The organism is Paenibacillus sp. E222 (assembly GCF_013401555.1).
GTDB lineage: Bacteria > Bacillota > Bacilli > Paenibacillales > Paenibacillaceae > Paenibacillus.
In genome coordinates this window covers 3763069-3778901 of record NZ_CP058552.1, presented here as the reverse complement: position 1 = coordinate 3778901, position 15833 = coordinate 3763069, and the positions used below count along the sequence as shown (strand labels likewise).

13 protein-coding genes are annotated in these 15833 nt (G+C 43.9%); 1 reads left to right on the top strand and 12 read right to left on the bottom strand.

The genetic code is table 11. From position 1 onward, the window contains the following. Positions 1–63 precede the first annotated feature (63 nt). From HW560_RS17000 to HW560_RS16990, 3 genes are all read right to left on the bottom strand, one after another. Positions 64–2043, bottom strand: a complete 1980-nt coding sequence (locus HW560_RS17000) for an AraC family transcriptional regulator (RefSeq protein ID WP_179264018.1) — start codon at positions 2041–2043, stop codon at positions 64–66. Positions 2044–2229: 186 nt separating this feature from the next. After that, positions 2230–3648, bottom strand: a complete 1419-nt coding sequence (locus HW560_RS16995; RefSeq protein ID WP_257031347.1) for an AraC family transcriptional regulator — start codon at positions 3646–3648, stop codon at positions 2230–2232. 155 nt (positions 3649–3803) lie between these two features. Further along, entirely contained in the window at positions 3804–4187 is a 384-nt protein-coding gene (locus tag HW560_RS16990) for a hypothetical protein (RefSeq protein WP_179264014.1), read from the bottom strand. A 519-nt stretch (positions 4188–4706) separates the two neighbouring features. On the opposite strand from HW560_RS16990, the gene HW560_RS16985 reads away from it, so the two are divergent. Further along, on the top strand, positions 4707–4955 hold the full coding sequence (locus HW560_RS16985; RefSeq protein WP_179264012.1) for a hypothetical protein: 249 nt from the start codon (positions 4707–4709) through the stop codon (positions 4953–4955). Positions 4956–5306: 351 nt separating this feature from the next. Here HW560_RS16985 and HW560_RS16980 read toward each other — a convergent pair whose 3' ends face one another. From HW560_RS16980 to dxs, 9 genes are all read right to left on the bottom strand, one after another. Then, positions 5307–6287, bottom strand: a complete 981-nt coding sequence (locus HW560_RS16980; RefSeq protein WP_257031346.1) for a GGDEF domain-containing protein — start codon at positions 6285–6287, stop codon at positions 5307–5309. Positions 6288–6306: 19 nt separating this feature from the next. Beyond that, positions 6307–7044, bottom strand: a complete 738-nt coding sequence (locus tag HW560_RS16975; protein ID WP_257031345.1) for an EAL domain-containing protein — start codon at positions 7042–7044, stop codon at positions 6307–6309. Between the two features lie 438 nt (positions 7045–7482). Continuing rightward, positions 7483–8298 carry a sporulation transcription factor Spo0A gene (gene spo0A / locus HW560_RS16970; RefSeq protein ID WP_076291888.1) on the bottom strand — a complete coding sequence of 272 codons (816 nt, stop codon included), beginning with the start codon at positions 8296–8298 and terminating at the stop codon, positions 7483–7485. Between the two features lie 192 nt (positions 8299–8490). Further along, on the bottom strand, positions 8491–9822 hold the full coding sequence (gene spoIVB / locus HW560_RS16965; protein ID WP_090900763.1) for a SpoIVB peptidase: 1332 nt from the start codon (positions 9820–9822) through the stop codon (positions 8491–8493). Positions 9823–9942: 120 nt separating this feature from the next. Further along, the gene (recN, locus tag HW560_RS16960) at positions 9943–11661 is read right to left on the bottom strand and encodes a DNA repair protein RecN (protein ID WP_090900766.1); all 1719 of its coding nucleotides are present in this window, start codon (positions 11659–11661) and stop codon (positions 9943–9945) included. 57 nt (positions 11662–11718) lie between these two features. Next, positions 11719–12168, bottom strand: coding sequence for a transcriptional regulator AhrC/ArgR (ahrC, locus tag HW560_RS16955; RefSeq protein WP_063565708.1), 450 nt, complete (start codon positions 12166–12168; stop codon positions 11719–11721). Positions 12169–12289: 121 nt separating this feature from the next. Next, positions 12290–12778 carry a hypothetical protein gene (locus HW560_RS16950; RefSeq protein WP_256222170.1) on the bottom strand — a complete coding sequence of 163 codons (489 nt, stop codon included), beginning with the start codon at positions 12776–12778 and terminating at the stop codon, positions 12290–12292. An 81-nt stretch (positions 12779–12859) separates the two neighbouring features. After that, complete coding sequence (locus tag HW560_RS16945; protein WP_179264008.1) at positions 12860–13705, bottom strand: TlyA family RNA methyltransferase; 846 nt, start codon at positions 13703–13705, stop codon at positions 12860–12862. 68 nt (positions 13706–13773) lie between these two features. Further along, entirely contained in the window at positions 13774–15681 is a 1908-nt protein-coding gene (gene dxs / locus HW560_RS16940; RefSeq protein ID WP_179264006.1) for a 1-deoxy-D-xylulose-5-phosphate synthase, read from the bottom strand. Positions 15682–15833 lie beyond the last annotated feature (152 nt).

Here is a 15833-nt window from a genome sequence, read left to right as displayed (position 1 = left end):
TTACAATGGCTAAAATTCAAACATTTCTTATACAAAACTACCATCGGTTTGATTATCTGTTGATTACTTTACTTTGGGAGCTGCGAGTAGATGCTCGACAACAAAATCGATTTGCTTGTTGATGGAATAGATATCCGAGTAATAGAAGAAATCAAAATCAATCTCGATTAGACGGCCTTCTTTGATAGCGGGTATGCTATTCCAGATTGGATTATCGTTAAGGTTATCTGCCCCTTCATATACCGAACGAAACACGTAGTCTCCCATATACTCAGGAAGAACTTCCATGGACAAGGTCGAACCTGCAGCGTCGGAAACGACGTCAATTTTTTTCTGGACCGCTTCAGGTGCTTTCATTTCCAAGTACTCGTATATAGCCTGAGATCCTCGGCCGTATTGCTTACTTTCTACAATGACCATCTCTTTCAGCCCACCCTCGACGATGGAGGCCGTTTTGTCCAGTATACCTGCATCAGCAAGTTTTTTCTTGCTCTCTTCAACTTTACTGTTAAGATTGTCGATTAAAACGTCTGCTTCCTGTTCTTTGCCGAAAATGCTAGCGATACTATGAAGTCTTTCTTCCGTTGTCATTTTCTCATATGGGACATACACAGTTGGTGCAATATCTTTTAATAGCGTGTAAGTCTCTTCTGAAGGAACAATGATCAAATCCGGGTCCAGATCAATGACAGCCTCAGGGTTTGGTTCGAACCAGGTGCCTAGTGAATTTACCCCTTCAAGCTCATTCTTATATGCAGCCCCATCAAATACGTCAGACGTCGCAATAGGCTTAATTCCAAGCGCTACAACATCTCCTTGAAGATAAAGTACAACCACCCGTTTAGGATTTGCCGGGACAACAACATCACCTTTAACCGTGGAGACCGTGCGTGTTCCATTTTCATTGTTCGTTTGACTACCTGAATCTGATGATGAAGATGCGGCTGTGCTCGTAGATGAGTTCGTATTCGTACCTTCCCCCGTAACTGTTGTTGTTGCAGAGCCAGCGGAGCATGCCGATAAAAGCATTGTGATGCTTAAAAGTGCAACCAAAATCATGCTGGAGCTTGTTTTTCTTCTTTTCATTGATGTAGACCCTCCGTCTATATATTGATAATGATTCTCATAATCAATATATCCTCGCTTCCATCTCCAGCCAATGGATGATTCGGAGAATTGTAATGGACGATCCTCTGCCAGGGTCTGGTTCCTTATTTTCTGCTGATAGAGTGTGGGGGACAGGCCCACATGTTTTTTGAAAATACGGCTGAAATAATACACATCCGTGTATCCCACTTCTGCCGCGATTTCGCGCAGGGTGGCATCGGATCGCACAAGCAGATTCCGGGCCTTGGTCAGTCTCGTTTGAATGAGATAATCAATCGGACTGTGTCCTGTCTTTCTTTTAAATTGCATAGATAAATGACGGGAGCTGTAGTTGAATTGTTCAGCCAGAAAATCCAGAGTCACCTGTTCCCTATAATGCTCCTGGATGTAGCGAAGTGTTTGCTCAATAGGGTCTGGAAGCACTGTTCTGACTTCCTGCTCTGCCAATTGAAACAACAGCTCATGAATAAATTGGTAGAACAAACTTTTTACTTGTAGCAAGTCCAGTCTGCTCGCCTGATCCCACGCTTTCTCCAGTTCTTCAAAATAGCGCAATATAGCAAGAGGATTGCTCGGCGTAAATCCATATTGCAAAGAGAACGGAGCAATCTGAGGAGGTTGTGACAACCGCCATGTTTTACGATGAGTTGGGAACGCAAGGAATGCCCTGTAGAACAGCAAGTAATATTCAAACTTTTCGCTCACCCGAATATCCAGTGATGATCCTTTACCACCATGCAGAATACAGAATCGCTGTGCTTCGTGTGTTTTCCCATCCAATTTAAGTTGAGCTGCACCCCGAATGCTGTATATAAAAGCGTTTGCCGGAAGCAAATAGGACTCCTGTATCTCCCCTGCCTCCATGACGATCCGGCGTATATCCAGAATTTTAACAGCCGCATGATTCCAGCTATTCATCTGTTCGTTTAATTGCATCGATTACTCTCCAATCCCAGTCTCACCAGGAACAAAGACCTTGTACAGGTCATTATTCTGCAAACCATCCTTAACCGGAGCATTATAGTGGTTCACTATTATTCCTTCATTATAGATGATAATAATTTTCATTATCAACTGAATTTTGACCAGGATTCAATTTCATCAACCAATGATCCGAAAGATTTACTTTTGATCCGGTGTCTTCGTGAACCAAGCTGCCAATTCCTCGGTCTGATCCAACGTTGCAATAGGGTCAAAGTACCATGAACGATCCGGACTCCAGATAAACACACGATCATTCTTAACGGCATCAAGCGAACTCCATACTGGCTTGGATTTCAATTCCTCCAAAGTTAGGTTGTCTGCCGTAAGAATAATGTAATCACCGGCAAATTCGGGTATGGATTCGGACGAGACTTCAACAAGCTGATCTTTCATTAATATCTCTTTTTTGTCTGCCGGAGGATTCAATCCGAGAGCACTGTACACAGCCTGACCTCCACGCCCAAAATTATCACCAAAGGCTAACGGTCCTTTATCGTAAAATTGCATAACGGATACTTCTGCATCTGCGTCGATTGCTTCACTTACACGCTTCTTGGCATCCGCAATTCGTCCGTCGTAGTCGGCCAACCATGACTCAGCCTCTTTTTCTTTGTTCAACGCTTTACCGAAATAAGCGATTTCTTCATGGGTATTTTTCAACTCTCCATAAGGAATAACAAGCGTAGGCGCAATTTTGCTAAAAGAATCAAACAAATCAGGATCACCCGTGACAATCAGGTCTGGTTGAAGTTCCAATACCTTTTCAAGAGAAATGGTTTCGTATTCACCAATATTCTCTACGCCCTCAAGTGATTTGATAAAATACGGATTCTTCAGATTCATTTCCGGTGTACCGACTGGCTTGATTCCCAGAGCAATCAGGCTTCCCAAATATAAATCAACTACAATTCGCTTGGGTTCAGCCGGTACCGTGATATCTCCCTTAATTGTCGAGATGATCCGAGGCACGGGAGCGCTCGATTGGCTATCTGCCGTTACTGTGCTGGTGGCACTCGAAGTCCCATTTCTTCCGGCGGTTTCTCCAACAGAATTACTAGTTGCCCCTGGCGAGCAGGCACTCAGCAGTAAAGTAAGACTTAATAAAATACTAAGCAGCATTCCCGTTCTGGTCTGTCTATTCATGTACAATGACCCTCCGTGTTTATATTGATAATGATTATCATCATCGTTATAAACATACCTTCCCACTCTTCCACTGGAAATGTCATTTCGCGCCAAGGTCGATGTCAGATCAGGCCATTTAAGGGGTCCAGATGTTTTCTCCTTGAACTGAAGTGGAGAAACACCTGTATGTTTTTTGAACATACGTCCCAGATAATATCCGTCCGGATAACCGATGCCTGCTGCAATCTCATCCAATGTAGCGTCGGTATGCAGCAGCATCTCCTTGGCCTTGAACAAACGGAACTGAATCAAATAATCGATTGGACTATAACCCGTGGCCTGCTTAAACTTGCGGGACAGACTTCTGGGACTGCTGCCAACCTTCTCTGCCAAAACATGCAACGTCAATGGCTCCGCATAAGATGATTCCACAATTTCGATGACTTTGCTGACCTGATCCGTAACGGAATAGCGAGATGCAGCATGAGGAATTTGTGCTGATACTTGCTCTACAAAAGGATAAAACAGGCTTTTTGCCTGAAAATGATGTATGGGGTTCTTTTGATTCCATAACGTGTATATCTGTTTTACTTGCTCAACAGCACAATTGGTGACTTGGGGGCAAAACCATAGGTTAGCTGAAATGGGTTCATGTGCTCCATCATGTTGCCCAAATCGGTTCTTCCTCCACTTGGCAGACTTACTTTGTACATAAGGTAAAACAGGTTCAATCCGGATTGTCCAGCTTCAATATGCAGCACGCTTCCCTTTCCACCATGGAGAATATAAAAACGACTCACTTCATGCTTCTGGTCGTTTATGGTCACATAGGCTTTACCCTGGATGGTGAACACAAATGTGCTCGCAGGAAATTTATAGGTTAGCTCCTCAGTTGGCCTTAACTCCATATAACGTATATCCGCAATACTCACAGCAGCATAGTTCCAGAGTATGTAATAATTATTCCACATTTCATTAACCCAACTCCGTCTAATAAATTGACTAAACAGTCCTTCACTCATTGATAACCATTATCATTTATTATTAACAAGTAAGCAACACACAAGTGAAAGTCAACTTATTCGTCAGGGTATCTTCATTTGCTTCTCGTAACATTTCATATATGTAAGTAGCCACGATATAACTATGAAAGGGAAAAGATTATGAATTCAATTTGACCTGCCTCCAAAAGCAGCTTCACCTCAGGGAGTCAAGTCTCCAGTAGAGATAAGGAAATTCAGGGACTTATGAAACAAAAAATCAGGCTTAATGAAGAACTGCAATCTGTCAAATCTAATGATCAGTTGGACTCCATAATTAAGGCAGAACGAGTTAAATCTATAACGAGTTTCATCCAACAGGTCGATAATCAAATCGCTCAAATCAAAAGTGAGGAGATTACAAGAAAAAATAAATTGTAACAGTCTGAGCAACCCAATTAACAACAGCCTCAACCCTCTGAGCTCACTGACGAAAATCAGGCTCCGGCAATGGGGCATCTAATCAAACATAGCCAGACTTATGATCAGTTAGGCAAACTGGTTGGTTTGCGTGATCGCATGCACGGGTCCATTCAAACATTAGAAGGAGAAACCCGCTTAGACCGGATCGTTCTCGATTATGACACAGGAAACGACATGGGCATGTCGATGATGCTGGAGAACGCAGAACAAACTGTTTTTCAAATGAAACGTGAGATGGTCCAAGAGATTGATTCTCAAATCCGTAAGGTTGGTTGATCAGTCTATCGGGGAAAAATTAAAAGAAATCAACCAACCGGTACCAACAAAAAGCTATCCATTCTACTCCACCATCTCATGCAGATGAAGATCAGGAAGTAAATAAAGAGAACAAAGCTGAAAATAAATCGAAGATTTCCAATGCTACGCAGAATGATAAAGACCCAGGAAAAATTCAAGAGACTCAATCCAATGCATCCCCTGTTCCATCCTATACATCGCTCGGCATTCGGGTTTAATTAGATTACATAATGGATAACTATTCTCCAATAAAAAACCGTTATTTACAGGTCTCTTCTACCTTTAAATAACGGTTTTTTCCGTATCTAATGTTTTTCCCGACATTACTGGTTATACGGCTTCCTCATTCCCACAAATAATGCTGCCATTTACCGATTTACATACTTTTTTAATCCGGGTCGCCTCACTCACAATTTGATCAATGTTTTCATACTGTTTTCTACGGTTCGTGACCACAGCGATCGACACCGATACAAGCGGGATAGCTCGGTTCAGTCCAGAACGCCCTTCGCCCAAAACATACTGTTTATCCAAGTCCTCCTGATTGTAAAACGCTCCCTTGATCTGCTCAAAACCTGTTATCACCTCTTCACAAACGTGCCTAAATTCATGATGATTTAATATCACAATAAAATCGTCTCCACCGATATGGCCAAGAAAAGCCTCTGGAAAAACAAAAAGCTTCCGGAGCAGGTTAGCAGTAGCTTGAATAAGCTGATCCCCCATTTTGAACCCATAGCTATCATTGTAGGATTTAAAGTGATCCAAATCTATGTATAGAACACTAAAATAATCAAGCTGTAGTAACTGATCCAATCGTTCATCTATAATTCGGTTACCTGGAAGACCTGTCAAGGGATTCATGAATATCGCCATCTCGGCTCGAACATCCGCAACAGCAAGCAGCAGACGCCGGATACTAACTGCTCCATACAAAACGCCTTCAGCTGTTATAAGCACTAGATCGTATAACTCTTCTTCAGATCGATTCATAGCCAGAACGCTTACGTCCGTAATCTGTTCAGCGTAATCGACAACCAGTGCCCGCGCGTTCATAACCAGTTCCACCGGGCGTCCCATATACAAATTATAGCCGTACTGTGTACCAATCTGCTGGAAGAAACGAGCTCGCATCATTAATGACACCCCTTGTTCTCCCATAACTGCCACACCTTCCAGATTGGGATTTGATTTAAAAAGATTGTAGACGATATCACATTTTGTTTCAGGCGCTACTACAGGAATCGTATCGGCTATCTCACCTATTTGCGTAAATATACCATTCGCCTCCTCTATACCTAGCCATACCATCTACTTTTTAAATCCTTAATTACCCGGGAAAAGATAAGGGAGACGGCCTTAATACTGTGTCAGGCCTTCCAAGGGCGTAACCCTGACCGTATTCGATACCTTCACGTCGTAAAAAATGAATTTCCTCGTAACGCTCGATGCCTTCCGCGATGATACTGGTCCCCGAGTCGACAGCAAATTGTTTAAGAATTCTAACAATGTGCTGCTGATCCGGATGTGTATCCACTCGACTAATCAGCGCTCTGTCCAATTTAATAAAATCAGGTTTTAGACTTACAATCGCCTTCAGACTGCTATACCCGGAACCCGCATCATCAATGGCAATCCGAAAGCCCTGTGAGCGATAATTCGAGAGTATGCGTTCGAATTCTACATAGTCCTGGACTGCCTGTTTTTCGGTTAGCTCGAAGACCACTTGCTCAGGGGATAGACCATAACTGTTCAATAGACTGATTGTTTCTCCGCTGCGGTAAGTAGAATCCGCTAAAACTTGAGGATGTATATTTAAAAAAACAACGGTACTGTCGGGATAACATTCTGTAGTTAAAGAGTCTCTGAATCTTTCAATCGAAATCTCACGACAGAAGCGTTCAAATGTGAACACCTGATCCGTATGACCAATGAATTGATAAAAAGATTCTGCATTTGGAAAAAGATCAGATATGGGAGGACGGTTTAATATCTCGTATCCAAGACATCGCCCGTCCTGCAGATTCAAAATTGGCTGAAAATATGTAGTAAGCATTCTATTACGCATAATTTTTTGCAGTCCGGTGAATTGTCTGTAACTAAGCATAGAATGTTGAAGTGATTTATGTACATATTTCAGAGAATTGTATAGTTCATTTATGTATGTACAGAAAAAAGTCGTTCTCTTCATTTAATTCATCCTTTATACCTATAATGTGGATCTTGTCAGTGGTCACATCGTACCACTTTCTTGCTGAGAAAGCGTTAACTGCAAGTAAAAGTTTGTAAAAAATTTCACCATTCAAAAATTTATATCTGAGAAAGCCTCACTACAGCCACTCCTGTTTAATAAAGATTGCTTCATTTTTCTAAAAAGGAATTCCATATTATTCGCGCAAAAAAACACCACGTTCTAATGGTCTTGGAAGACTCAATAAAAACGTGGTGTTCGCTTATGTGTAAATAAGTATTTATTGGGTTCAGGTGATCGTTATTCCTGATCCTTTCAGGACACCTTATGCTCAATTCTCAGCTTGTCAGCAACCATCGCGATGAATTCGGAATTCGTCGGTTTCGACTTGCTGATGTTGATCGTATAGCCAAACAGGTGGCTGATGCTGTCGATGTTGCCACGTGTCCAAGCCACTTCAATGGCATGACGGATGGCTCGTTCGACGCGAGACGGCGTTGTTTTGAACTTTTCGGCAATCGCTGGGTACAGGGTTTTGGTGATGGCACCCAAAATTTCGATATTGTTATACACCATGGTGATGGCTTCGCGTAAATACTGATATCCTTTAATATGCGCAGGAACGCCGATTTCATGTATGATGGACGTAATGCTTGCATCCAAATTTTTGTGTTTACCCATCGGTACCACGTTGGACTTGTTCATAAACATCGATGAACCGCCACCACCACCTGTGGAGATCGTAGTTTGCGTGCCCACCAGTTGACGCACACGATTCGCGAGCACTTCCATGTCAAACGGTTTCAGGATGTAATAAGAAGCTCCGAGTTGCACGGCACGCTGCGTGATATTCTCTTGTCCGAAAGCCGTAAGCATAATGACTTTGGGCTGTGGAGACAGATTCAGGTTGCGCAGACGCTCCAAAACACCAAGTCCATCCAGGTGAGGCATAATAATATCCAGAATGAGTACATCCGGTACATCGCGAGTCTGCTCCAGCAACTGCAGCACTTCTTCTCCATTGTATGCAATTCCGGTTACTTCCATATCTTCCTGTTCGGATATATATTCGGCAAGCAAATTCGTAAATTCACGATTATCATCGGCCAGCAATACCTCAATTTTTTGCAAAACGGTATCCTCCTTTAATTTAAACATCGTTTCGTACATTTCCTTACAGGTTAAATTTTCGACACAGGGGAGGAAATTCCTTCTGTCGAAAATTATTTTTCTTTATTTTTTTTTCGCATTGCTATATAATAAATAATTTATTTCATTATCCGATATTATATGTTTCCATTCGACAAAAAAACCTTAAGGAGGTTAACCCGCCTTAAGGTTTTTCGCATGTTCCTTTTTCATCATGACTCCTGCATCCTGTAGCATCCACTCAATGAAGCAGCCATAACCTGATTTCGGATCATTGACAAACACATGGGTCACAGCACCAATCAGTTTACCGTTTTGCACAATGGGGCTGCCGCTCATGCCTTGCACAATGCCTCCGGTCTTATCCAGCAGCTTCGGATCTGTGATTCGAAGCACCAGGCCTTTGGTTGCCGGTTCGGATTGGTCTGCTACGTGTACAATATCAATCGAGAATCGTTCCACCTGCTGGCCCTCAACGACAGTGAGAATTTCCGCAGGACCTTCTTTTACTTCATGGGAAAAAGCAACGGGAATGCCTTTTGAATACAAGCTATGTTCAGGATTACCGGACATTTTACCAAAGATACCAAAAGCCGTATTACGTTCAATATTGCCCAGAATTTTGCTTTCTTTCAGGAAATGAGCTCGTTTTTCCCCCGGATCACCGGACTCACTCTTGGAGATCGATGTTACATTAGACTGAACAATCTGACCACTACCAACAACGATGGAGGTCTGTGTGTTCATATCCGTAATAACATGTCCCAGAGCGCCATATACGCCCTGATCCGGAGCATAAAAGGTTAATGTCCCTACACCTGCAGCAGAGTCACGAATGTACAATCCCAGCCTCCAGGCTTTGTCTTCGGCATCATAAGCCGGTGTCAAACGCGTCTTAACTGTTTCTTTGCCGCGTTTTAACACCACATCAATTCCTTTTTTGCTCTTGCCTGCAAGCTCAACAGCTTCAGCTACGCCCGATACACCATCAAGACGTTTACCGTCCATATGAGTAATCAGGTCCCCGAGCTTAATCCCTGCTGATTCTCCAGGGGATACACGTTCATCTTGTCCAGAACGGACCAGATGGTGCCCCACAACCAGAATACCTGCAGATTTTACTTTGACGCCAATGGTTTGTCCCCCGGGTACTACACGCAAATCCGGAATCACGTTTACGTTAACCGTTTTCACCGGAATTTTGCCCCACAACTTCAACGTTAATTTGGCATGTCCCGTTTGTTGGGGATGAAGATGCAAAGGTTGTTGCTTCGTTACATGGACCGCAGTTTCCTTTCCATCAAAACCAATGATGTCAGGACGGTCCACAACAGCGCTTGAAGCAGCCGGTACAGCGAGATGAACGTCAGCTTGCCTGCCTGCAAATACCTGAAGTTCATCAGGCAATGAAGCATAACTTTGCACAGGCTGAATGACCTGGCTGATCACACATAGAAAGAAGGCAAATAAAAGACCTAGCAATTTCTTCCTGAGGGGGGAATTCAATGGCTGTCACACTCCCTTTGCTTCTTTCGCTTGACGAAAGGTGGTCGCCAATTGCGTACCTATAAGATAACCTCGCCCCCAGGCTTTTATTACTGTCAATCATTACGCCAGCCGCTCGTTTCACCCTTTTTTGGCTTCCGCCAAATTCAACATTTCCTGTGCATGATGCAGCGTTTTTTCTGTAATTTCCACTCCGCCCAGCATACGTGCCAATTCCTTCACTCTGCCTTCGTCTGACAGCGACTCCACTTGTGTCATCGTGCGTCCATCATACACATGCTTTTCGATGAGATACTGATGATCCGCCATACAGGCGACCTGTGGCAAGTGAGTAATAGAGAATACTTGGCAAGTGGAGGACAGGCGATATAATTTCTCCGCAATGGATTGTGCTGCTCTTCCGCTTACCCCCGTATCCACCTCGTCAAAGATCAACACCGGAATCCGGTCATGACGTGCGAAAATACTCTTCATCGCCAGCATCATTCGGGACAACTCACCACCGGAAGCAATCTTGCCGAGCGGACGTAAAGGCTCACCTGGATTCGGAGAAATCAGGAATTCTGCATTATCTGCACCCTGACGCGTAAGACGAATGCGACGCCCATTCCATTCAATCCCTTTTGCATCTTCAAAAGGCGTAATCTGAACGCGTAACGTCGTTCTCTCCATCTGCAGATCCTTTAGCTCACTCTCCACCTGCGCTGCAAGTTCCTCGGCACATTGTTTACGAACCCGGCTGAGCTCCTCCGCAGACTCCATGACTAATTTGAGCAATTTGTCACGTTCATTACGCAGCTTCTCCAGACGTTCATCCTTGTTCTCCAGCTGGTCGGTCTCATGGCTAATTTGTTCATAATAATTCAAAATAAGTTCCACACTGTCGCCGTATTTCCGTCTGAGGCCAGAAATCAGATTCAGCCGCTGTTCCACTTCTTCCAATCTACCCGGGTTAAATTCGATCTTCTCCCGATAATCACGCAACTGAAACGTCGCGTCCTCCAGCTGATAAAATGCAGACTGGAGCTGTTCAACAATAGGCTGCAAGCCTTTGCTGTCATATCCTGATATATCTTCAATTCGTGACAATGCGATACTTACAGCTTCTAACCCACGTTGACCGCTAAGCAAATCATATGCACCAGCAACACTGTCCATCATTTTCTCGCTATGGGATAGTTTGACCCGTTCTTCTCCGAGTAATTCATCCTCACCCTGCGTTAGAGAAGCCGCTGCAATCTCTTCAAGCTGAAAGCGATACATGTCCAGCAATTGATACGCACGTTGACTGGATTCCTGAAGTGCACGCAGTTCTTTTTCCGCCGTAATAAATTTACTGTAGCGTGCCTGATATTCCGTTTTGACTGGACCGATGATTGCTGCCCCGTATGTATCCAGAAGCCCCAGATGACTTTCTGCGCGCAACAAACTTTGATGTTCATGTTGTCCGTGAATATTAATTAATTTCTCTCCAACTTCACGGAGCATCGTTAAATTGACCAATTGGCCGTTAATACGAGATGTACTTTTGCCTTGGGTATTCAGTTCACGGCGAATCACGAGATGCTCCTCCGGCTCACAATGGATACCAAGCTTCTCCAGCGTTTCCCATACCGGATGGCTTGGCTCCATTTCAAACAGAGCCTCCATCTCGGCCTTCTCACATCCATAACGGATCAGATCGGCAGAGCTTCGTCCACCTGCAATCAAACCCAGGGCATCAATAATAATCGATTTACCTGCTCCCGTTTCACCAGACAAGACATGGAAGCCCGGGTGGAAAACCACATCAACTTCTTCTACAACAGCCAGATTACGAATCGACAATGTTACTAACATCTGCAAAAACACCTCCGGATGACTCACTCAGAAATTATGTTTTTGAACCATTATATTCTAGGAAATATAACCCATAATCCGCTCGATTACGGTCACACTGTTACTTTCCGTCCGGCAGATAATGAGTATCGTATCATCTCCACAGATGGTGCCCATCACTTCAGTCCACTCAATATTATCGAGCAAGGCAGCAATGGAGTTAGCTGTGCCAGGCAAACACTTCATCACGACCAGATTGTTTGTATGATCGATGTGTAAGAAGTTATCCACGAGGGCCCGTTTCAGTTTCTGAATCGGATTATATCGTTGGTCTGTAGGCAGCGAATACTTATATCGTCCATCATCCATCGGGATCTTGATTAAAAGAAGCTCCTTAATATCCCGTGATACCGTGGCTTGAGTCACCTGAAATCCGGATTTCCGCAAAGCTTCAACCAGATCATCCTGGGTTTCAATTTCGTTTTGACTAATGATTTCACGTATCTTAATGTGTCGTTGTCCTTTCATACATGCCTCCAGTTAAAAGTTCAATGTATTGCATCAAATGACTAATTCTAATTTCCTTAAAGTTTGCCATCCATTATTCCTCATTCGTTATATAAACAACTTTCAGGCTCCATAAGTACCCTTAGTCCAGATCATCTCCATCGTACACGTCTTCCTGATAGTCCATGAGTCTGATGACCTTGATATCCAATTCCTCCATGTCCACATACAGCAGCCCTTCACAGCCGGGATATAACAATAAATAATACAGGAAGCGATCGCGCAGGGAGGGCCCAGTAAATTCAAGAGGTTGCCTGCGACGGGACGTCTTCACCAGATATCTCTCATCATCACGCTCGGCTACATAATCAATGAACAGCCTGCTGTAATAAACGGATTCATCCGCTTCAATAGCTAAAGGAACTTTCATTTTACCTCCGATGACTTCATATCCTTCCGCTTCAAGCAGATCGACTGCCGGTGAATCCTGAATTTCTGAATTCAGTTGCATACCCGACAAGCTTACCGGAATCGGACGATTAACCCAATTACGAAAGCCAAAGAACAGCCAAATAATCAAGCAGACAGCAAGTACACCAATAACCATTGTGTCATATTGCCCATCCATCATCGCTCACCTCGAAGACATATTCGAGCTTCGACAACCGATTTCCTTTTATAATGTCACCTTTCCAGCGAAAAGAAACCCATCCTATGATGAGTTTCCTGTAAAAGTATGGGCAGCTTCCATTGCAACTTGATCTGCAAGTGCATCAAGTGAAGCCTGAACGTTCTCTTGTAGTGTTGCTTCTGGTTCTTCCAGACGCCAGTGAGCGAGAAATTCGATATTGCCTTCTCCGCCTGTAATCGGCGAAAATGTTAAACCGTTCAGCTTTAATCCAAGTTCATTGGCGAAACGAAGCATCGTCTGCAAAACGTCCTTGTGAACCTTAGTATCACGAACAACACCTGACTTGCCAACTTTCTCACGGCCTGCTTCAAACTGGGGTTTAATTAAGGCTACAATGTCTGCCGGTTGCTTCAGAAGTGCCAGCAACGGTGGCAAAATAATTCTCAGCGAAATAAAAGATACATCAATACTGGCAAAATTCGGCACAGGTCCATGTAGATCTTCTGGAGTCACATAACGAAAATTGGTTCTTTCCATTACAGTAACCCGTTTATCATTACGGAGTGACCAATCCAGCTGATTATAACCTACGTCGATGGCATATACATGAGATGCGCCATGTTGTAAGGCACAATCGGTAAATCCACCAGTGGATGAACCGATATCGAGCATCACAAGTCCATTCATGTCGAGATCGAAGTGACGGATCGCTTTTTCAAGCTTTAATCCGCCTCTGCCGACATAGGGATGTACTGAACCCTTTACTTTCAGTTCGGCTTCCCGTGGAATCTTCATGCCCGCTTTTTCAATCCGCTCATTGTTGGCATATACCAGACCAGCCATGATTGCAGCTTTTGCCTTCTCACGACTTTCGTAATATCCCTGCTCAACCAGCAGAACATCAATTCGTTCTTTCGGGAGTGACATGTCTTTCTCCTATCATCTAGTAATCCTAATTAATCAATAATGTGTTCCAGTTTCTCTAATTGTTCCTGTTATGAAGGGAACCGAGTTCTGGACATACCAAATGAAGATTGGGCTGCCATGCTGCGCAGCTCCGAACTCACATTCTCAACCGTGAGTCCCACTTCAGCTCTTTGATCCTCAATACTGCCATGTTCAATGAATCGATCCGGAATGCCCATCAGTTGCACATGAACATCATGCAGCCCTTGTTCTGCGTAAAACTCCAGAACTGCACTGCCCATACTGCCTGCTTGGGAAGCTTCTTCAAGCACAATTAACTTCGTGCCTCGAACTGCCAGATCACTCAGCATCTGCTCATCAAGCGGTTTAAGGAAACGAGCGTTAATTACACCAACCGTAATCCCTTCTCTTTTAACCGTTTCGGCAGCTTCTTCAGCAAGCTGTACCATTGATCCCGAAGCGATAATTGCATAGCCTTCTGATGGACGAAGCTGTTCCCATGTACCGATTGGAATCGGAATGAGTTCATCGTCAAGAGGCACCCCTACAACATTGTTTCGTGGATAACGATAAGCAATCGGGCCTTCGTTATATTCAAGCGCCGTCTTCATCATATGGCGCAGTTCATTCTCATCCTTAGGCATCATCAGTACGATATTCGGAATATGACGCATAAACGCTACATCATACACACCTTGATGTGTTTCACCATCCGGACCGACAAATCCGGCACGGTCAATGGCGAACATGACATTGGCGTTATGACGACAAATATCATGTACAATTTGATCATACGCACGTTGCATAAATGTCGAATAGACCGCAAATACCGGCTTTAACCCTTCCATAGCCAGTGCTGCACACATGGTTGCTGCATGCTGTTCGGCAATACCCACGTCAATCATGCGATCAGGGAATTCCTTACTGAAAGGAATGAGACCCGAACCTGTTGGCATGGCCGGTGTTACCGCTACAATTCGTTTATCCTGCTTGGCAAGATCAATCAACGTTTTACCAAAAACTTCCGTATACATCGGTTTGCCCACAGCTTTGAGTACTTGACCTGATTCAATTTTGTACGGAGAAATTCCGTGCCATTTGTGTGAATCGGCCTCAGCCGGCTGATAGCCTTTACCTTTGGTTGTCAGTACATGAACCATTACAGGCCCATCTACGTTATCCGCCTGTTTGAACGTTTCAATCAATTTCGGAATGTCGTGTCCATCAATAGGTCCCAAATAGGTGAAGCCCAGCTCTTCGAACAGAACCCCTGGAACCATCATATATTTGACACTATCTTTAATCCAGCTCGCCGATTTGGCCAAACGATCCCCGATGGCAGGAATTTTTTTGAGCATTCCTTCCACGTCATCCTTGGCTTTCAAATAATGGCGATCCGAACGAATTTTGCTCAAATATTTATGCATTGCCCCAACATTCGGAGCAATGGACATTTCATTATCATTGAGGATAACCATCAGCTTTTTCTGTTCATGACCAATGTGATTGAGAGCTTCAAAGGCCATACCACCTGTAAGCGCTCCATCCCCGATCATAGCGATAACCTGATTGTTTTCACCCTTAAGATCACGGGCAAGCGCCATGCCCATTGCAGCAGATAACGATGTACTGCTGTGGCCCGCTTCCCATACATCATGTTCACTCTCGTTACGTTTAACAAATCCGCACAAGCCATTATGCTGACGCAGTGTATCGAAGCGATCCATCCGCCCCGTTAGAACCTTGTGCACATAAGCCTGATGCCCTACATCGAAAATCATTTTGTCCACTGGACTGTTATAGCAATAATGCAGGGCTACCGTGAGCTCAACCACTCCTAAGTTGGGTGCGAGATGGCCCCCTGTAACGGACAGCTTCTCAATCAGAAACTGCCGGATCTCTGCCGACAAAAGAACAAGATCATCCTGAGACATCGACTTTAGATCACTGGGTTGTTTAATTTGTGGAAGCAGCACGAGAATCTCCCCGCTTTCCTAGATTGTTTGATTTGGTGTAATCCATATATACACAGTTTATTAAATAACATTAAAACATTATAACATAAAAGAACAAGAATCATAATTTACGGCACTTTACTCCAGATAACGAGTATTTTCGCCAGCATGGT